At 56.2% G+C, this 17633-nt stretch carries 21 protein-coding genes; 10 read left to right on the plus strand and 11 right to left on the minus strand.

Features of this window, described 5'->3' with window-relative positions; genetic code table 11:
• Positions 1-397 precede the first annotated feature (397 nt).
• Positions 398-976 (minus strand): type 1 glutamine amidotransferase family protein, encoded by a 579-nt coding sequence (locus ASF69_RS08135; protein WP_062586793.1) that lies wholly within the window; start codon positions 974-976, stop codon positions 398-400.
• Positions 977-1074: 98 nt separating this feature from the next.
• A complete protein-coding gene (locus ASF69_RS08140; RefSeq protein WP_062586794.1) occupies positions 1075-1563 on the minus strand; it encodes a GNAT family N-acetyltransferase in 489 nt (162 codons plus the stop codon).
• A gap of 369 nt (positions 1564-1932) precedes the next feature.
• Between ASF69_RS08140 and ASF69_RS08145 the strand changes: the two genes are divergently transcribed.
• The gene (locus ASF69_RS08145; protein WP_062587227.1) at positions 1933-2376 is read left to right on the plus strand and encodes a DUF6389 family protein; all 444 of its coding nucleotides are present in this window, start codon (positions 1933-1935) and stop codon (positions 2374-2376) included.
• Positions 2377-2556: 180 nt separating this feature from the next.
• Here ASF69_RS08145 and ASF69_RS23055 read toward each other — a convergent pair whose 3' ends face one another.
• Positions 2557-2712, minus strand: coding sequence for a hypothetical protein (locus ASF69_RS23055; protein WP_156462012.1), 156 nt, complete (start codon positions 2710-2712; stop codon positions 2557-2559).
• A 175-nt stretch (positions 2713-2887) separates the two neighbouring features.
• Between ASF69_RS23055 and ASF69_RS08150 the strand changes: the two genes are divergently transcribed.
• On the plus strand, positions 2888-3391 hold the full coding sequence (locus tag ASF69_RS08150) for a GrpB family protein (RefSeq protein WP_062586795.1): 504 nt from the start codon (positions 2888-2890) through the stop codon (positions 3389-3391).
• Positions 3392-3587: 196 nt separating this feature from the next.
• Positions 3588-4157, plus strand: a complete 570-nt coding sequence (locus ASF69_RS08155; RefSeq protein ID WP_156462013.1) for a hypothetical protein — start codon at positions 3588-3590, stop codon at positions 4155-4157.
• Between the two features lie 292 nt (positions 4158-4449).
• Here ASF69_RS08155 and ASF69_RS08160 read toward each other — a convergent pair whose 3' ends face one another.
• A complete protein-coding gene (locus ASF69_RS08160; protein ID WP_062586797.1) occupies positions 4450-5013 on the minus strand; it encodes a TetR/AcrR family transcriptional regulator in 564 nt (187 codons plus the stop codon).
• Between the two features lie 131 nt (positions 5014-5144).
• Between ASF69_RS08160 and ASF69_RS08165 the strand changes: the two genes are divergently transcribed.
• The 4 genes from ASF69_RS08165 to ASF69_RS08180 all read left to right on the plus strand — a co-directional run bounded on the left by ASF69_RS08165 (position 5145) and on the right by ASF69_RS08180 (position 7573).
• Entirely contained in the window at positions 5145-5492 is a 348-nt protein-coding gene (locus ASF69_RS08165; RefSeq protein WP_062587228.1) for a DoxX family protein, read from the plus strand.
• Positions 5493-5559: 67 nt separating this feature from the next.
• Positions 5560-6141: a flavodoxin family protein gene (locus ASF69_RS08170; RefSeq protein ID WP_062586798.1), complete on the plus strand. Its 582-nt coding sequence runs from the start codon at positions 5560-5562 to the stop codon at positions 6139-6141.
• Between the two features lie 196 nt (positions 6142-6337).
• Positions 6338-6772, plus strand: coding sequence for a MarR family winged helix-turn-helix transcriptional regulator (locus ASF69_RS08175; RefSeq protein WP_062586799.1), 435 nt, complete (start codon positions 6338-6340; stop codon positions 6770-6772).
• Positions 6773-6826: 54 nt separating this feature from the next.
• Positions 6827-7573, plus strand: a complete 747-nt coding sequence (locus ASF69_RS08180) for an SDR family oxidoreductase (RefSeq protein ID WP_156462014.1) — start codon at positions 6827-6829, stop codon at positions 7571-7573.
• A gap of 185 nt (positions 7574-7758) precedes the next feature.
• On the opposite strand, the gene ASF69_RS08185 is transcribed toward ASF69_RS08180, so the two are convergent.
• Positions 7759-8172, minus strand: a complete 414-nt coding sequence (locus ASF69_RS08185) for a helix-turn-helix domain-containing protein (RefSeq protein ID WP_062586801.1) — start codon at positions 8170-8172, stop codon at positions 7759-7761.
• A gap of 86 nt (positions 8173-8258) precedes the next feature.
• Complete coding sequence (locus ASF69_RS08190; protein WP_062586802.1) at positions 8259-8777, minus strand: hypothetical protein; 519 nt, start codon at positions 8775-8777, stop codon at positions 8259-8261.
• A 133-nt stretch (positions 8778-8910) separates the two neighbouring features.
• On the opposite strand from ASF69_RS08190, the gene dmeR reads away from it, so the two are divergent.
• Both dmeR and dmeF read left to right on the plus strand, forming a co-directional pair.
• On the plus strand, positions 8911-9183 hold the full coding sequence (dmeR, locus tag ASF69_RS08195; protein ID WP_062586803.1) for a Ni(II)/Co(II)-sensing transcriptional repressor DmeR: 273 nt from the start codon (positions 8911-8913) through the stop codon (positions 9181-9183).
• A gap of 9 nt (positions 9184-9192) precedes the next feature.
• Positions 9193-10221 carry a CDF family Co(II)/Ni(II) efflux transporter DmeF gene (gene dmeF / locus ASF69_RS08200; RefSeq protein WP_062586804.1) on the plus strand — a complete coding sequence of 343 codons (1029 nt, stop codon included), beginning with the start codon at positions 9193-9195 and terminating at the stop codon, positions 10219-10221.
• A gap of 142 nt (positions 10222-10363) precedes the next feature.
• Here dmeF and ASF69_RS08205 read toward each other — a convergent pair whose 3' ends face one another.
• From ASF69_RS08205 to ASF69_RS08230, 5 genes are all read right to left on the minus strand, one after another.
• Positions 10364-10642, minus strand: coding sequence for a hypothetical protein (locus ASF69_RS08205; protein WP_062586805.1), 279 nt, complete (start codon positions 10640-10642; stop codon positions 10364-10366).
• Positions 10643-10864: 222 nt separating this feature from the next.
• A complete protein-coding gene (locus ASF69_RS08210) occupies positions 10865-11962 on the minus strand; it encodes a glycine betaine/L-proline ABC transporter ATP-binding protein (protein ID WP_062586806.1) in 1098 nt (365 codons plus the stop codon).
• Entirely contained in the window at positions 11955-12863 is a 909-nt protein-coding gene (locus ASF69_RS08215) for a proline/glycine betaine ABC transporter permease (RefSeq protein WP_062586807.1), read from the minus strand. The genes ASF69_RS08210 and ASF69_RS08215 overlap by 8 nt, the downstream gene beginning before the upstream one ends.
• Before the next feature lie 105 nt (positions 12864-12968).
• Positions 12969-13982: an ABC transporter substrate-binding protein gene (locus ASF69_RS08220; RefSeq protein ID WP_062586808.1), complete on the minus strand. Its 1014-nt coding sequence runs from the start codon at positions 13980-13982 to the stop codon at positions 12969-12971.
• A gap of 779 nt (positions 13983-14761) precedes the next feature.
• Positions 14762-16861, minus strand: coding sequence for a S9 family peptidase (locus ASF69_RS08230; protein WP_062586810.1), 2100 nt, complete (start codon positions 16859-16861; stop codon positions 14762-14764).
• 240 nt (positions 16862-17101) lie between these two features.
• Here ASF69_RS08230 and ASF69_RS08235 point away from each other — a divergent pair, with 240 nt between their 5' ends.
• The gene (locus ASF69_RS08235; RefSeq protein WP_062586811.1) at positions 17102-17503 is read left to right on the plus strand and encodes a DUF930 domain-containing protein; all 402 of its coding nucleotides are present in this window, start codon (positions 17102-17104) and stop codon (positions 17501-17503) included.
• Positions 17504-17633: the final 130 nt, after the last annotated feature.

The raw sequence follows: 17633 nt of genomic DNA on the forward strand, positions 1-17633 counted from the left end.
TGCGGTCGACACCGACCGCCTTGTTAGGGGTTACGAGCCCCAAGACCAGCCCGTTACGTCCGGTCTCGATGCAACCATAGGATAAGTGGGGACGAGAGGAAATGGCAATTTTTAGTAGGGTGCAGCCCTTGTTTTACAGCAGCATCAGTTTTTAAAACGGAAGCGCCCACTCGTGGAAACGGCCTCTGGTGGCCGGGGAGTTAGAAAGCCGCCTAAGAACGACCACCCTGACCTTTAGGCGCTAGCCTTGGACATGCGTCAGGGCCTCCCCAGCCATAGGGAGGCGGATGAACCTTTCGCCGCAAGACCGAGTGGCTCATGCCGGCTGCAACCATAGGAGATGCAGTCGTCCGGGGAAATGCCAAGTTTTAGAAGGCTGGGCCCGCAGCCGGCGGCCTCACTGCTTTGGGGGCAGATGCTCCGCCGCAAAAACGCCAAGCTCTGCCTCGGCTTCCGGTCCCCAGAGGTCCAGTGCTTTCAAAACTTCCGTTGCAAAGGTTACAGGCGAGCTACCCGGCGCGGTGACAACGCCCTTGTCGCTTACGGCTTGCGGCTGGTCAAGATAATGCTCGCGGCCCTGATATTCCTCGTATTTGCTGTGCGACTCCAGCGAGTTGCCGGTATGGGAAACGGTGTTCAGCACACCGGTTCCGGCCAGTGCGCTGGCGGCGGCGCAAATGCCTGCCACCACGCGGTGCTGGGCGCGGAAGCGGTGAACGAGATCGGTCAGATCGGGCGCATTGCCCTTTTCCCAGATCAACCCGCCGGGAATGACCAGCGCGTGAACGGTCTCCGGGTCGAGTTCATCGTAGGCCATGTCAGGCGTGACATTGAGCCCGCCCATGGAGGTTACGGCTGCGCCATCCGGCGAGGCGGTGACGATATCGACGCCGAAATAACCCCGCGCCATTGCCGTCAGCACGGCGGGTTCCCAATCACCGAATTCCTCAGTCAGAGCCAAGGCGATACGAGGCATTATCTTCTCCTGCAATCAACCACGCTTGCGACATTAAACAGAAAAGCTGGTCTGCAAAAAGTCTGAAACCGTCTGAACGGTTCCGCTTCGCGGCTGATTTACGCCAGCGCCTGCATGAAGCGCATACCGGTTACGGGGCGTGGCACGAAATCCATGTTTTCGTAGAATTTATGCGCGGCGAAGTTGCCGGTGGCTGCACCGACCGAGAGAAAATCGCAGCCGCAACGCCTGGCCACATCGCGCGCACGCGCCACCAGATGCTGGCCGGTGCCATGGCCACGATGGCCATCGCGCACGAAAAGATGGTGCAGTTCCATGCCGCGGCGGCCTTCCTGTGCGCGGTACAGCGGCAACAGAATGGCGTATCCGATCAGCTCGTCATCCGCCTCGGCCACCAGCGCGGTAATCCACGGTATCTGGCCGAAAAGGTCTCGCTCCAGCTTTTCCGGCGTAATCGCCGAGGCATCGCCATGATGCGCAGCCAGAAGCATGATCATCTCGTTGAGCTGGGGCAGGTCCGCCTTGCGTGCACCTCTGATGGTGACAACCGGCGGTCTCGGCAAAGTCAGAAGGCTGTCTTCGGTCATTTTCGTGTCCTTCGGGTTCTCGTTTTTGCCGTCAGGACGTTTGAAAACAACAAAGCCGCCTGACGGCGGCTTGTTGACAAAATGATCTGTCGAGCCGCCCTTAAAGGAAGGCCCAAAAATACGTGCAGGAAATGGGTGCGCGTGCGGTGATCATGGATGTTTCAATGCGCCGGAATCGGAAAACTGTCAAGTGGGATTTCGGCTGCGTGGTAATTGCAAGGCGTCAGCGTTGCGCCAACACCGGACATTGCGGCTACAGCAAAACTCCCTATTCTGCGACGTTGCAAAAGTCAGGAAAACAATTGTCGCTTTGATTGGGAATTTTGCGACACAAGACATGGTGAAGGATTGGAAATGAGACAAGCTGGAATGACGGCGGACGAATACAAAACTGTGCTTCAAAGCATTTTACAGGTTCATTCCCAGCTGGCTTTGGAACATCTCAACGCCATAAAGCACGCCCTTCCGCAGAAAGCGCGACAGGTCATGGTGGGAGTTCATCCGGGACAAAGCGAGGAAGGGTTCTTCGATATTGTCGTCCACTTAGAGGGGCCTGACCTCTATGTGCTTGACAAGGCGATAGAGCGACACCGATTGCTATTTGAAGTTAAATGCATCGACGGTCAAATGCGGCCCGATGTTCCCATGTTCGACCCGGACGAAGCTGCCTTTTCCGTGAACGATGTCATCGTGGATATCTGCATGGAGTGGATTGAAGGCCTTTGGCAGCGCCTTGGCGGCCTCGGTCTACCAGCCTTCGTTTTTGGAGAGGAAGGATATGGAACTGTGGAGAGCAAACCGTTGCTTCCTTGAAAATCATGAAGCGTTGTCGCGGAAACCCTTGTCATCGTCGACAGATCGGCCGCATCGAATTCCAAGCGGAATTTCGGTCGCGAAACTCAGGTGCAAAAACGGGAGTTTCGCGCCCGATTTTTCCGACGGCGAATGACCGCATTGGGCCAACCGCGGACATTGTGCCCTTGATGGATTTCTTTAGCCACCGAGCTTCTGCGCGAGGTAAGTTCCCGCGAAACCTCCGCATCCCGCCGCGACGCACTGCACCCAAAAATCACCGTAGAGAGCGCCAGCAAGAAACACTGAAAGCCCGGAGACAATGCCGCCTAAAACACTTGGCAAATGCTTAGTCATTTAACCTCCAAATGCCAATTGACCTGGAAGAGCTTAGCTCAACTTTTGCTCTAAACAACTCATTTGTCCGCTTTGGGCCACTTGCAGACGTCGGCCTTGCGCCAACAACGGACTTTGCCGGCTTTGACATAGAAGTTATTTTTGCGCATGAGTTCGACGTGTCAGGGAAAATGAAATGGCACTTACCAGTCAGATAACGCCATACAACGAACAGTGGCCGTCCATGTTTCTTGCCGAAAAGCGGCTGATTGCTGACGTCTTCGGGTCCGATCTGATTGAAATCCACCATGTCGGCAGCACTGCCGTCGTAGGATTGTGGGCAAAGCCAGAGATCGACCTATTGGTCGAAGTTCGCGAGCAAACAAATCAGGTCGAGCGCGATCAGTCGATGGTTTCATTGGGATATGTTCGCGGCTCAAACCTGTCACACGGGCACCACTTCTATCGTAAGGATGTTGATGGGGTAAGAACGCACAAGGTCCATGTCTGCTTGACTGGCCATTGGCAGATCGAACGCATGATAGGCTTCCGAGACCTGTTGATCGACAATGCGAAGGTACGCCAAGAATATCAGCGATTGAAGCTTCATTTAGAGGCCTCTAATCGCGATGGCATTGCGGAGTATCTCGCAAAGAAAGCTCCCTTTATCGATGATTTGATGGGGCCAAGGCCTGAATAGTCGGGCGAGCTGAAGTCCGCCGGGCCAACTGCTGCTTCGGCAGTATCGCGCCGATCGCTGACACCTCAAACCTCTCACGCAGCCCCTGCCGACCGAATTTGGGACTAATTCGACCTTGAGATATACCGTTCAGGGCATTTCCCTTTGATACTGGATTATATCCACAAGAGTTGGAGAAGTAGGAGACGATACTTGCATGCTAAAAATGATTGCGGCGGCGGCTGGATTGCTCATGATCGCCGTCTTTTTCGTTGGCGTCGAACTGGACCATCGAGAGCATGAAACGAAGATGATGCCCTTCATCAAACAAAGTCCTTCCCCTCAGGTCATGTTCAGAAATCCATTCGCCTGTGGGGAGTGCGATGTTGAGATTTTTGAAATGGGAGCGGCAGAACGCATTGATGAAATGCGCAAATTTTGCAGTGCGCGTTTCGGCCTCAACAATCTGCGCGCCTGTCACGCAATATTTGCGGAGAGGCAGCGGCAGGTTCGCAGCCAAATGCAGTCTTTGGCAGCTATCGACATTGTCGCTGAATCATTCATAAATTCAGCGAACATAGAGAATGGCAGCAATCTGGTCGCGCTTCCCGTCGATAGAAAAGTGGCCTTGACCGAATGTGCGGTCCCCCTCAAAGCCACTTGGCGGAATGATGCTGACAATATCCGGCGCGTAAATATCCATTGCAATGATGCAGGCAAGCCGGGATCACTGCCGTGGGATATCAGCCTACCTGTTAAAGGCAATGTCGGTGCGCCCGAGAGATGAAGGATCCAGCCCGCATTGCGTCCCCCTTTTTGAACATGTCACCGTCCGACTTCTGAGTCGGGCTTCCAAAAGTCGCCGTTGCCCTTCTCGCCCATCTCAGACAATCAGGCCTCGTCCTGCAATGTCCGCAGCGGGCCAAATGCAGGCGTCGGCCCTGCGCCTGTTTTGGTGGGTGGGAGCGCCTAGCACGTCGATGGCATCTGGGAATGCAGGCGATATTCCCGCTGCGCTTTCGCCCGCAACAGTCGACATGCTTCGTGTTAGCGGCCGTCCTTGGTGTCAGGTGAATGGGTCAGCCAAACATGGCAACGACATGCCTTACTCGCTCGTCGCGGTGCGTTGCCCTGATCCGGCCATGGCGCTCGAGTTCCGCCAATCCGTGTAGCGCAGCCCAAAAGGACTCGGTTGCTATCTCAGCGTTAGCGCAAAATGGCACCACGACCGCCATCATGGCCCCGAACGTATCGCGCAGAACCTGGGGTGTATCGGACTTGGCAAACCGAAGGCCGCTCGGCAGAACGAACATGGCTTCGTATAGAGCTGGTCTTTCAAATGCGAACTGAAGGTAAGCGGTGGCAACGTCCAAAATCGCATCGGTCGGATTTGCATCTTGGCGAACCGACGCCCGCAATATCGGTCCCAGCTCTCCAAACCCTTCTAGCGCGACCGCCCCGACGATCGCGTCACGATTTACGAAATGCGTATACAGGACAGGCTGACTGTATTCGATCTCCTGTGCAAGGCGTCGGACTGTAACCGAACCCCAGCCATCTCGTTCGGCAAGCATGCGTGCAGCGGCGATGATCCGCTTCTCCCGTTCCGCTTTCTCCCGCTGTTTCCGATCACTGATACCCACTGGCTTACCTCTGCTTTGACGGCAATAACTTAGCAGCAAGATTTAATTTTAGCAAAGATTGACAATATAGCGTTGCTAGAAATATGTTCATCGCTATCGTCACATTGACGATTTCACCATTAGGATATGTCATGTTCACCCTGATATCGTTCTCGTATGAGAATCTGGCGACGCTTGCTTCCGCTTTCGCGTTCCTTGCAGGCGGCGTCATCAATGCGACAGCTCTTAAGCCGATACGAGAAGAATTTGTCCGTTACGGTTTCCCATGGTGGTGGTGCTGGGTCACTGCACTGCTGGAACTTTTGACGGCCTTTCTCCTTGTCATAGGCTCGACATTCGCAATCGGCGCAGCGCTTGGGGGCTGCATCATGGTCGCCGCAATCTTCGCTGTGATCCGGGCGCGGGACTTCCGTCGTATCCTGCCGCCAGCAATCTTCCTGCTGCTGCTACTGGTCGCGGTCGTCATCCAGATTTCATAGCCTCAACAAGAAGACGTCATTCTCAACAACGATTGAAGCATCAAAACCCACGGCCAAGGAGCCAGTCATGACCACTCACTCATCCTCGAACACCGTCGTCGTCTATCATTCAGGCTACGGACATACACACCGCATGGCAGAGGCTGTCGCCGAAGGAGCCGGAGCGGCTCTCCATGCCATTGATGCTGAGGGCAACCTTTCGGAGGACGGATGGGCGGCACTCAATGCCGCCGATGCCATCATCTTCGGCGCACCCACCTATATGGGAGGGCCGAGCTGGCAGTTTAAGAAGTTTGCGGATGCATCCTCGAAGCCTTGGTTCTCCGCGCAATGGCAGGATAAGGTCTTTGGAGGTTTTACAAACAGCGCCAGCCTTAACGGCGACAAGCTGAACACGCTGCAATACTTTGTTCTTCTCGCGGGGCAGCATGGTGGCCTGTGGGTAAGCCTGGGCATCAAACCATCAAATACCAAGGCATCCCAGAGAGATGATGCAAACCGGATGGGATCTTATATTGGCCCTATGGCGCAATCAGATGCCGACGCGGCACCGGAAGAGATGTCTGTCGGTGATCTTGAAACTGCTCGCCTCTACGGGGTCCGTGTTGCTGGTATTGCACGAAAGCACAAGTCAACCGAGTTTGCATGATATCGTGCTAACCAATCCGAAGCGCCTCCCGCGTGTTAGCGCGCGGAAGGCATGGGCTTCGGGGCCGAAAGTCCGCTGAAGGCCAGTTGCTGCCTTGGGCGCTTGGCACCACGAATGTTCATCACATACATTTATGGAATGCCAATTCCAGGGCACATGGCTTACGTCTTTCCAGCAGACATGCTTAATACCGGGAATGACAGAACCTACGCCTGAACAAATCGAAAAACTCGCCACCGCCTTTGAGCGCTTTACCCGTCGCTTCAAGGTCGCGGAGGCGGCGGCAGTCATGCAAAACTCGCTCAATCCCCTCGATATTCAGGCGCTTCTTTTCATCGATGATCATCCCGAGTGCAATCTGGGGGATGTTGCCCGCCACCTTCAGGTCGCTCTGACAACAATGTCGTCTTCGGCGGACCGGCTGGTCCGTCGGGAGATGATTGAACGGCAACGGCCGGAGGCAAACCGCAGGTCGGTGGCTTTGACGATTACAAGCAAGGGGAAGCAAGCGGTTGCAGGCTACGTCGATGGATATCGAGCATCCTGCAAAGCGATGCTGCAGGCACTCGATGCCGTTGAGCAGACCGAATTTCTGAGGCTCACCCAACAAATCGCAAAATACGAAGGTTGAATAATACGAATTTCGTAGTATGTCTCTGGCATCGAAATGATCAGGGATATCGTCATGAACAACACATCGCCCACTGCGCTCGTTACGGGAGCAAACAAGGGTATTGGCCTCGCCATAGCGCGGCAACTTGGGGCCGCCGGGCACAGGGTCTGGCTGGGATGCCGTGATATCGCACGGGGTGAGGTGGCAGCTCGCGAGCTGCGAGGAAGCGGGATCGATGCCCGTGCAGTACAACTAGACGTCACGGATGATGCGAGCGTTTCCAACGCCGCCAAAACTATCGAGCGTGAGGTTGGGCATCTCGACGTTCTCGTCAACAACGCCGGGCTGATGTTTGGTCCACCTCCCTCGCTTGCCGAGGAGTCAATCGACGAGATGCAGCGGATGTTCAACACCAACGTATTCGGCGTGATGCGCGTCACTCAAGCCTTCCTGCCGCTGTTGCGCAAATCGAAGGCGGCCCGGATCGTCATGATGAGCAGCGGCCTGAGTTCATTGACGGATGCCTTGGATATGCGCAGCGAAACATGGACGGTCGGTTTTGGCGGATACTGCGCCTCCAAGACTGCGCTGAACATGTTGACCGTCAAGCTCGCGAAGGAACTGGATCGGGAAGGGATCAAAGTCAACGCGGTAGACCCCGGCCTGACATCGACCGATATGACAGGCAACGGACCGGGTCACTCACCCGAAGATGGCGCACGTCCCGCATTCGCTCTAGCAACAACCCACGCATATGGACCTACCGCAGGCTTCTACGCTTGCGCGCCATCAGGCGAACTTGTGCAGAAGAATTGGTAATACACATTCAGCGATTACAGGATGCGGGCCGACGGGTTCCGCATCACGTCTAAACCAGCGCGACAGGCCGCAAATCGACCGTTTCAATTGTTGATTGCTTCCCGGGCGCGAGGCACGACTATTTGCAGGCCAGTTTCGATCGCGTGTTTCTGAAAGTGTCCACAAGGCCCCCCTCAGGTGCTGTGTCAGTGCTCATGCTCGCACAAATCGTGGTTGGATAGCGCCCGAATGACGTAGCAGTCCTCGATGGAATGGCCATCGCAGTGGGAGACGATGCGTTCCAGTTCGAGTTCCAGCTTTTTAAGTTTGGCGATCTTTTCGCGCACGGTTGCCAGATGGTCTGCGGCGATGCGGTCTGCGCCGTCGCAGGGCATTTCGCGGTGCTGGCTGAGGGCGATGAGTTCGCGGATGGCATCTATGGTCAGGCCAAGGTCGCGGGCGTGGCGCACGAAGGCCAGCCGTTCCAGATCCGACTTCTCATAGCGGCGCTGGTTGCCTTCCGACCGGTCGGCGGCACGCAGCAGGCCCATCTGCTCATAATAGCGGACGGTCGTCACCTTGACGCCGGTTCTTCTGGAAAGATCTCCGATAGAATACATGGTCTCTCCTCATATCTATAGCTTCTGTAGATATAGCTACGGGGAGAGAACTTCGCAATCGAGCAATTGTCGAATAACGCCCAGCCTTAGGCGGCCTGCATGGCAGTGTCCTCTTCCGCACCGCCCGGGGACCGGGCCGTCTCGTCTATGCCGAGCGCGCGTCTAATCGCTTCCTTGATTTCTTCCTCTATTTTCGCGCGCTCCTCAGGTGGTAGCGCCGCCAGTTTTTCTTCAGACAGGTCCATCTCACCCAGCAATCTGGCCCGTAGTTTCTCTGCGGGGCTCATATCCGAGAATGTCAGAAACTCTGTGACGAGCTCTTGCGATTTGACGTCGAGTGCCTTCTGCTTTTCTTCCAGGGTCTGCGGTTCGTTCTCTTTTTCCAGAGCCGTTCTGGTATCGATGTCCCACATAAGGGCTGAGATCGAGTTGGGTGTCACATATGTCGAATCGTCCAGCAGGGACACTGGCCCGCTTCTTTCGGTCGTCTGTGATGTCTGCTCTTCCAAAGCCAGCTGAAACCCTGCGCTTGAGTCCTGCTCCGCATTCTGGCCCGTGTATCCTGCATAAAAAAAGTCAGCCGAAGAGACTGGATAAATGGTCATGCTCACTCTCCCATGATTGTTTCCGGGTTGCATTATTCCAGAGTTGGCTTGCGTAAAGGTTGTGTCGCGGAGGCGTTGCATTCCTGATTAGAGCATATAGTATACCCCCCTATCCTATATTGCGGGAGGCTGCATGACGCACACCATTGAGAACAAGGACAAGCTGCTGGCGCGTATTCGCCGTCTGAAAGGGCAGATGGAGGCGGTGGAGCGGGCGCTTGAGGTTGGCAAGCCCTGTGGGGAGGTACTGCAATTGCTGGCATCCGTGCGGGGCGCTCTTTCCGGGCTGACAGGGGAGGTGATGCAGGACCACCTGCATGAACATGTGCTTCACGCCGAAAATGACGAAGACCGGGCCCGCGCTGCGCAAGAGCTGGCACAGGTTCTCAAGACCTACATCCGATAGAGGTGCTCCATGAAGGTAACGACAGGTAATCCGTGCTCTCACGGGGCCCACAGCCATGGTTTTCTGGGTCAGGATCACGCGCGAAACGAGCGCCGGGTATGGACGGTAATTGCCTTGACGACCGCGATGATGGTGGCAGAAATTGCCGCCGGGAGCTGGTTCGGCTCGATGGCGTTGACGGCGGATGGCTGGCATATGGCGACCCACGCGGGAGCGATGCTGATTTCGGCTCTCGCCTATCTCTATGCGCGCCGGCAAAGCAAAAATTCCCGGTTCACCTTCGGCACAGGCAAGATCGGCGATCTCGCGGGTTTCGCAAGTGCCATCGTGCTTGGCGTCGCAGCTGTCATGATTGCGTGGGAAAGCCTGCTGCGCTTCTTTGCGCCTGTCGCCATCGATTTCAACCAGGCCATTGCCGTCGCCGCTATCGGTCTCGTCGTCAATCTCGTCAGCGCATGGCTGTTGAAAGACGATCACCATCACGGCCATGATCATGGTCACAGTCATGGGCACGGGCACTCACATGGCAGTCACGCACATCATGGCGATCACGCCCACCACGGCGCTCACGCACATCGCGGTGCTCATGCCCATGGCGACCATGCCGGCAAGGATAACAATCTGCGCTCGGCCTATCTGCACGTCCTCGCAGATGCGTTGACGTCGGTTCTGGCAATCGTCGCCCTGCTTCTGGGCAAGTGGAATGGATGGTCCTTCCTCGATCCGGCCATGGGCATTGTCGGCGGCCTTGTCATCGCGCGCTGGTCCTTCGGGCTTGTGCGCTCCACCGGCGCCGTGCTGGTGGATGCCGTTCCGCAGGCCATGGACCTCTCCACGAAAATTCGCAGCAGCGTTGAAACGGGAGAAGAGAGGATTACCGATCTGCACGTCTGGCAGGTTGGGCCGGGGCATCATGCTGCCATTGTGGCCATCGATTCCACCGCGCCAAAGGCGGCTTCATTCTATCGGCAAAAGCTGAAGGCAATCCCGGAATTGTCGCATGTCACGGTTGAGATCAACGGACTGAGCGGGGCTTGAAGACGTTCCGAGCAGGGCCTGCAAGCGGTATTTTCGAAGGGGGGAGCCGGACGTGGCGGCGCTTCGAAAATTAATCGGATATTAACGATAAACGGTTCTGTTGACGCGGCGAAAGCAGGGATGCTTTCGGCCTGAGCAGTGATCAATGTTCGGTATAGGCCTGACGAAACCAGGCGCTGTCCGCCTCGGAGCCGATATCGATAGATGCTTGTGCCGAAGACGTTTCGGAAACCGCATCGTTCTTGACTGTCCACAGGACGTTTGCGAGCGAGGTGGATTCCAGAACGTTGACAAAGGAAATCCTGCCGCCGCCAAGGCCCGCCTGCTGTTGCTCGGGAACGACCGTTTCTGCCGTTCTCTTTTCAATATGCTGGGGGCGGCTGTGGTGAGGCGAGCCGCCAATGTTGTTGTCGATATTCATTGCGAAACCTCTTTCAGGATCGATTAACGATTTATTAACCGCCGAAGCTTGCGCGAGGCTTGCGTCTTGATGTTTTGGGCGCGTTCTACGCTTGACAGACCCAAAACCAGTGCTTCGTTTTTGCATTTTAGGGGCTTGCCAAATGCCAAAAATGCCCTGTGGGCCGATTCCCTAACGTAAATCGCCCTCCGCAACGTGAGTCGCGGAGGGCGATCGGTAGAATCAGGCGATCTTCTTTTCAGTTTCGTCCGTCAGGGCCGGTTCCGTCTCGGCTTCCGACTCCGGCCGCTCCGCATCCTGCGTGGCGGGTGTGACCATGGCGGCCACCAGTGTCTCGATACCGATGCTGCCCACCGGCTCGCCATCTTCATTCACCACATGGGCGGTGGTTTCGTTGGCGTCCGTCATGTCGCGGGCAATGGTTTCCAGCGTATCGGTTTCGGCAACCGACATGCCTTCCGGCTTGCTGGTCAGGGGTTCCATGACCGTCGTTGCCTGAAGCACACGCCCGCGGTTGACGTCGCGGACGAAGTCGCTGACATATTCATTGGCTGGATACTGGATGATGCTCTGGCCGTCCCCCTGCTGCACCATCTCGCCGTCCTTGAGGATTGCAATATGGTCACCAAGGCGCAGTGCCTCGTCCAGATCGTGCGTGATGAAGACAACCGTCTTCTTCAACTCCTGCTGAAGATCGAGCAGCATGGTCTGCATGTCCACGCGGATCAGCGGATCGAGTGCCGAATAGGCCTCGTCCATCAACAGAATGTCGGCATCGTTGGTCAGCGCACGAGCCAGGCCCACACGCTGCTGCATTCCGCCGGAAAGCTGGTTGGGATAATTCTCCTCGTAGCCATCAAGCCCGACACGGTTCAGCCAGTAGCGACCCTTTTCAAGGCTTTCCTTGCGCGAAACGCCCTGAATATCGAGGCCATAAACGCTGTTTTCCAGAACGGTGCGGTGCGGCAGCAGGCCGAATTTCTGGAACACCATTGCTGTCTTGTGGCGGCGAAATTCCCGCAGGCTGGATGTTCCCATGGAGCAGACATCCTGTTCGCCATACAGGACTTCGCCTGCGGTCGGCTCGATCAGCCGGTTGATGTGGCGGATCAGCGTCGATTTGCCGGAGCCTGAAAGACCCATGACCACCGTAATCTTGCCGCCGGGCATGGTGATGTTGATGTTGTTGAGGCCCAGCACATGGTTGTGCCTGTCGTTCAGCTCGGTCTTGCTCAAACCGTTTTTAACGGCTTCGAGGTGCTTCTCGGGATGCTTGCCGAAGATCTTGTAGAGAGACCGGATTTCAATGTCCTTAGCCATGCTGCACCTCGCGGTATTTCTGCAAACGCTTTCCGAATGCCTGGCTTGCGCGGTCGAACATGATGGCGATGGCCACCAGCGCAAAGCCGTTCAGAAAGCCGATTGTGAAGAACTGGTTGTTGATGGCCTGAAGTACGTTCTTGCCAAGCCCGCCGACGCCGACCATGGAGGCAACGACGACCATGGCGAGCGACATCATGATGGTCTGGTTGATGCCGGTCATGATGGTGGGCAGCGCCAGCGGCAGCTGCACATTGAACAGCTTCTGGGTGTTGGAAGAACCGAAGGCGTCCGCTGCTTCCAGCGTTTCCCGGTCCACCATGCGAATGCCAAGGTTGGTCAGGCGGATCATCGGCGGAATGGCATAGATCACCACTGCGATCAGCCCCGGTACCTTGCCGATGCCGAAGATGACGACGACCGGGATCAGGTAGACGAAGCTCGGCATGGTCTGCATCACATCCAGGCCCGGATTGATGAAGCGCTGCAACCGTTCGGACCGCGCCATGAGAATGCCAAGCGGCAGACCGATGGCGACTGCGATCAGCGTTGCAATCGCGACAATGGAGAGCGTCGTCATCGCATCCCGCCATAGGCCGACGGCGCCGATGAGGCACAACGAAACGGCGGTGCCAAGCGTGATGCGCAAGCTGCGTCCGGCCAGATGGACCAGCGCCAGCAGGCCGAGGAAGATGATGATCCAGGGCGTCTGCGTGAAAAAGCGTTCGGATGAATTCAAAAAAAGCTGCAGCGGGTGCGTGACGACATCGATGACATCGCCATAGCTGCGAACGATATCGCGGAATCCGTCATCGATGGACTTGCGCGCAACCCGCATGGTGCTGTTGCCAATGGCCGGAAACTTGCACAGCATATCCGGCAGAACATTACAGAGGGCCATTATTGTTTTTTTCCCTAAGGTGTTGATGGAAGGGCTTGTGGGTATGGGCATCCACAGATGGGAAGGCCGCGATGTCTCGCGGCCTCGGCTCATCTCATCTTCTGATTAGATCGAAGCCTTGATCTTCTCGGCCACTTCCGGCGAAACCCACTTCGTCCAGATATCCTCGTGGTTTTCGAGGAAATAGGCGGCACCGTCTTCGTTGGTGCCCTGGTTTTCGTCCATCCACGCCAGGATCTTGCCAAGCGTGCCATTGTCCCACTGGCGCTTCTTTACATATTCGGCAGAAGGACCTGCCTTTTCCGCAAATTCCTTGGTCACGACAGTGAAGACATCTGCGACGGGATAGGCATTCGGCTTTGGATCGGCGCAATCGGCCTTGGCGATGCAGTTGTCATAGGCCTCGCGGTCGAGTTCAACGCCATCGTCAAGCTTGACCATGTCGTATTTGCCCATGATGGCCGTTGGAGCCCAGTAATAGCCGAGCCAGCCATGCTTCTTTTCGTAGGCGTTGGAAATGGAGCCATCGAGGCCCGCAGCAGAGCCGGTATCGACAAGGGTGAAGCCCTTTTCACTGGCCTTGCGCGCCTTGAAGAGATTGGCAGTCGTTGGCTGGCAGCCCCAGCCGGGCGGGCAACCGAAGACAGCGCCCTTGCTGGCATCTTCCGGTGCCGGGAAGAGTTCGGGATGCTTCAAAGCATCTTCCACGGTCTTGATATCGGGATGTGCGTCAGCCAGATATTTCGGAATCCACCATCCCTCGATGCCGCCATCGCTGAGAATCTTGCCTTCCTGAATGAGCTTGCCGGACTTGATGGCTTCTTCATAGGGAGCACCAAGCGTATTGACCCACATTTCAGGCGCCATGTCCGGCTGGCCTTTTTCGTTCATGGAGGTGAAAGTCGGCGTCGTGTCGCCTGTCACCACCTCGACGGTGCAGTCGTAACCGTTCTCCATGATGAACTTGTCGACATACGCCGCGACGCCCGCAGACGCCCAGTTCATTTCAGCGATCGAGATATTGCCGCAGTCTTCAGCGGCGTTGGCGGTACTTGCGCCAGCAGCGGCGGCAAGTGTGAAGCCCGTGACAAGAATGGTCGAGGCGAGGAGTTTCTTCATGTGTAAGACCCCCAAGTCTAATGCAGTGTTTATGTGAGGCATACCGGGGCACTGCAAAGCCCGGCCTGCCGAAGCGTTGGCGCGACATCAAGACGATACCGCTGCCAGAACGCAGAGCTAAAGCCATGGAGCATCGACATCGCCAGCGGTTGCCTGCGAAAGCTCCAGAGCTAAATGACATGCGCGGAAAGACGAAAAAGAATTCGTCAAAGAAAAGCCGCATAGACGCAACGAAGAGTGCCGCAGTCACCGCGGCGAAAAAGCGCATAAATATGTCAACGAGTTCTATAATACGGCGAGAAGATGATATTGCAACGCAAAATGCCGCATTGCTGCCATGCAGGGTTCCGCGGAACCATTTCGAAGGTTTTGTAATACTTGTAAAATACGGAGATTTACTGAAGAAAATTACGGATAGACTGGATTAAAAATGAAAATTCAATTAATGATAAATATATATCGTAAGTAGCTATGGTGCCGATTTTTTGTGGAAAAAAATCTCAAAAAAGGCATTTCAGCGAGTATTTTTCTCCCGTGCCTCCCCGATTGCGTCATCCTCGGGCCTGTCCCGAGGATCTAACCACACGTCTGCGGATGAGACTTGGCAGATGCTTGGGTCAAGCCCGAGCATGACCACGATAGAGATCCGTCATTCCGGCGCTGAGCCTGAATCCAGTCAGCCCAAGTTCTTGTGCTGGAAGACCTCTTCTCGACGCGCAGACGCGTGTCGGATGGACCCCGCATCAAGTGCGGGGTGACGTGGGTGGGTTCAAGCAGGCTTAAACCGCCGCCTTGCCCGCCACCTTCAATGCAAACGCATATTCAAACGCAATCTCCTCAAGGCGCTGGAAGCGACCGGATTTGCCGCCATGGCCTGCCGACATATTCGTTTTTAGCAGAATGGGGGCGTCACCCGTGGTGTGCTCGCGCAGCTTCGCCACCCATTTGGTCGGCTCCCAATAGGTCACGCGCGGGTCGGTCAGGCCGGAAATGGCCAGAAGCGGCGGATAGGCTTTCGCGCCGACATTGTCATAGGGGCTGTAAGAGGCGATCCACTGATATTCCTCTTCCGATTCCAGCGGATTGCCCCATTCAGGCCATTCCGGCGGTGTCAGCGGCAGGGTGTCGTCCAGCATGGTGGTGAGAACATCCACGAAAGGAACGGCGGCGATGATGCCCGCGAATTTCTCCGGTGCCATATTGGCAACAGCGCCCATCAACATGCCGCCCGCAGAACCGCCCTCGGCAATGATGCCGGAATAGGAGGTGAAGCCCTCCTTTACCAGATGGTCGGCGGCGGCGATGAAGTCCTTGAAGGTGTTCTGCTTGTGCTCCATCTTGCCGTTTTCATACCACTCGAAGCCCTTGTCCTTGCCGCCCCGGATGTGAGCGACGGCATAGACGAAGCCGCGATCGGCCAGCGACAGATTGTTGGTGCTAAACGATGCCGGGATGGAAATGCCATAGGCACCGTAGCCATAGAGAAGGCATGGGGCAGAGCCATCCAGCGGCGTATCCTTGCGGTAGAGCAGCGAGACCGGCACAAGCGCGCCATCATGCGACGTCGCCATGACGCGGCGGGTCACATAATCTTCCGGATTGTGACCGGAGGGCACTTCCTGCGTCTTCAGCAGTACGCGTTCGCGCGTCACCATGTCGTAATCGAACAGCTGGCTTGGCGTCGTCATCGAGGAATAGCTGAAGCGGATGACATTGGTGTCGTATTCCGCCGCCCCATGCAGGCCCAGAGAATAGGCTTCCTCATCGAAGGCAACCGAATGCTCTTCGCCGCTCACGCGGTCGCGGATGACAATGCGTGGCAGCCCGTCACGGCGCTCAAGCCAGATGAGATGGCGGGCATATGCATCGATGGAGAGAATCAGGCGACCCGGCTCATGCGGTACGACTTCCGTCCAGTTTTCCTTGCCCGGCGCCGTCACCGGCGTCTGGCAGATGCGGAAATCCTTGGCGTCGCCATCATTGGTCAAGATATAGAAAACATCGCCGCCCTCACACAGCGAATATTCGATGCCTTCCTCGCGCTCGGCTACGATCTGCGGTTCTGCCGTCAGGTCTTTGGTCGAGAGAAGGCGATATTCGCTGGTTTCGTGGTCGTGGATGTCGATGAAGATGAAGTCGTCAAGCACGGATGCGCCCACACCCATGAAGAAGCCGGGGTCTTTCTCCTCATAGACCAGCCGGTCGGAGGATTGCGGCTCGCCGATGATGTGATGGAAGACCTTGGAAGGGCGGTGGTTCTCATCCTGAAGCGTATAGAAGAAGCTCTTGCCATCCGGAGCCCAGGCCCCGCCGCCGCCGGTGTTCTCGACAATGTCATCCAGATCCTTGCCTGTGGCCATCTCACGGACGCGAAGCGTATAATATTCCGACCCCTTGTCGTCATAGCCCCATATGCCGCGATTGTGATCGCTGGACTGGTCAAGGCCGGACAGGCGGAAATAATCCTTGCCCTCGGCTTCCTTGTCGCCGTCAAGAAGAACGTGCTTTTCGCCACCACCGCGCGGCGTGCGGAAGTAATGCGGCTGTTCGCCACCCGTCACGAAGAGGGTGCCATAGGCATAGGGGCCATCATTGACCGGAACGGAGGAATCGTCCTGCTTGATGCGGCCCTTCATCTCCTCGAAGAGCTTTTCCTGCAGCGGTTTGGTGTCGGCCATTGCCGCTTCCATATAGGCGTTTTCCGCCTCCAGATGGGTGCGGATGGCGGGGTCCAGCAGGGTGGGGTCCTTGAACATCGCCTGCCAGTTATCGGCCCTGAACCACGCATAGTCATCGTTGCGGGTAATGCCGTGATGCGTATCGCTCTGCGGCTTCTTTTCGGCAACGGGCGCTGCGGGCAGGTTTTTGAAAATGGACAAAGTGAAACTCGCTTTCATGAAGACATGGGTCTGCGTGAACCAAGATGTAGAGTGGCGTTCAAGGTCGATCAAGGTGGAAAACTAAGGTGGATCGACAAGGGCAGGGCACAATTTGGTCTGCTTTCGATCACATTCTCCCACTAGATCGCAAATCACACACGTAAGTGCAGATGGTGGCAGGCGGTAGCCTTGCTCCCAGCGCATCAAAACAAGAAGAAACGAAAAGCCCGACAGGATCTCATGGACAAGCTTCTCCCCGTTGCCCTTCTCGCAGCCTTCTCCGGTTTGACAATGGCCATCCCGGCCCATGCGGTCGATGCCAATATTCTGCGTCAGCTCAATGCTCTTGCTCCCGAAGAGCGCCTTGAGCAACGCTGCGATATCGAGGCCATGGAGCGCATTGCCAAGGAGCAGAAGGGAATGAAGCCGGACAAGGTCATCGCCTATGCCTTCGGCGACCCGGACGTTGCATCCGACAGTATCAAGGCAACCGGTGCCGTTTTCAGAAGCGGTGGCGAATGGTATCGGCTGCGCTACAAGTGTCAGATCACGCCCTCGACGCTCGGTATCCGCGATTTCGATTACAAGGTCGGCGACAAAGTGCCGGAATCGCAATGGGCCAAGCATTATCTCTATGATTGAAAGTTGACCGCTGCGGCGACAAAGGGTCGATGTTGCCGATAAACAACGATATCTAACTGATTTCATATTGTTATTGCCGACTGCTCATTTACTGGTAATCCTTGTTTCAGAGGGATTGAGCAGGGGCGGG

The organism is Rhizobium sp. Leaf311 (assembly GCF_001423445.1).
GTDB lineage: Bacteria > Pseudomonadota > Alphaproteobacteria > Rhizobiales > Rhizobiaceae > Agrobacterium.

Bases quoted from the DNA above. Each gene is read 5' to 3' on its own strand.
- ASF69_RS08165 (WP_062587228.1), top strand. From the start codon at position 5,145: ATGTTCACCCTGATATCGTTCTCGTATGAGAATCTGGCGACGCTTGCT.
- ASF69_RS08180 (WP_156462014.1), top strand. From the start codon at position 6,827: ATGAACAACACATCGCCCACTGCGCTCGTTACGGGAGCAAACAAGGGT.
- ASF69_RS08215 (WP_062586807.1), bottom strand. From the start codon at position 12,863: ATGGCCCTCTGTAATGTTCTGCCGGATATGCTGTGCAAGTTTCCGGCC.
- ASF69_RS08190 (WP_062586802.1), bottom strand. From the start codon at position 8,777: ATGACCATTTATCCAGTCTCTTCGGCTGACTTTTTTTATGCAGGATAC.
- ASF69_RS08140 (WP_062586794.1), bottom strand. From the start codon at position 1,563: ATGACCGAAGACAGCCTTCTGACTTTGCCGAGACCGCCGGTTGTCACC.
- ASF69_RS08135 (WP_062586793.1), bottom strand. From the start codon at position 976: ATGCCTCGTATCGCCTTGGCTCTGACTGAGGAATTCGGTGATTGGGAA.
- ASF69_RS08150 (WP_062586795.1), top strand. From the start codon at position 2,888: ATGGCACTTACCAGTCAGATAACGCCATACAACGAACAGTGGCCGTCC.
- ASF69_RS23055 (WP_156462012.1), bottom strand. From the start codon at position 2,712: ATGACTAAGCATTTGCCAAGTGTTTTAGGCGGCATTGTCTCCGGGCTT.
- ASF69_RS08235 (WP_062586811.1), top strand. From the start codon at position 17,102: ATGGACAAGCTTCTCCCCGTTGCCCTTCTCGCAGCCTTCTCCGGTTTG.
- ASF69_RS08210 (WP_062586806.1), bottom strand. From the start codon at position 11,962: ATGGCTAAGGACATTGAAATCCGGTCTCTCTACAAGATCTTCGGCAAG.
- ASF69_RS08170 (WP_062586798.1), top strand. From the start codon at position 5,560: ATGACCACTCACTCATCCTCGAACACCGTCGTCGTCTATCATTCAGGC.
- dmeF (WP_062586804.1), top strand. From the start codon at position 9,193: ATGAAGGTAACGACAGGTAATCCGTGCTCTCACGGGGCCCACAGCCAT.
- ASF69_RS08145 (WP_062587227.1), top strand. From the start codon at position 1,933: ATGACGGCGGACGAATACAAAACTGTGCTTCAAAGCATTTTACAGGTT.
- ASF69_RS08175 (WP_062586799.1), top strand. From the start codon at position 6,338: ATGACAGAACCTACGCCTGAACAAATCGAAAAACTCGCCACCGCCTTT.
- ASF69_RS08155 (WP_156462013.1), top strand. From the start codon at position 3,588: ATGCTAAAAATGATTGCGGCGGCGGCTGGATTGCTCATGATCGCCGTC.
- ASF69_RS08205 (WP_062586805.1), bottom strand. From the start codon at position 10,642: ATGAATATCGACAACAACATTGGCGGCTCGCCTCACCACAGCCGCCCC.
- dmeR (WP_062586803.1), top strand. From the start codon at position 8,911: ATGACGCACACCATTGAGAACAAGGACAAGCTGCTGGCGCGTATTCGC.
- ASF69_RS08220 (WP_062586808.1), bottom strand. From the start codon at position 13,982: ATGAAGAAACTCCTCGCCTCGACCATTCTTGTCACGGGCTTCACACTT.
- ASF69_RS08185 (WP_062586801.1), bottom strand. From the start codon at position 8,172: ATGTATTCTATCGGAGATCTTTCCAGAAGAACCGGCGTCAAGGTGACG.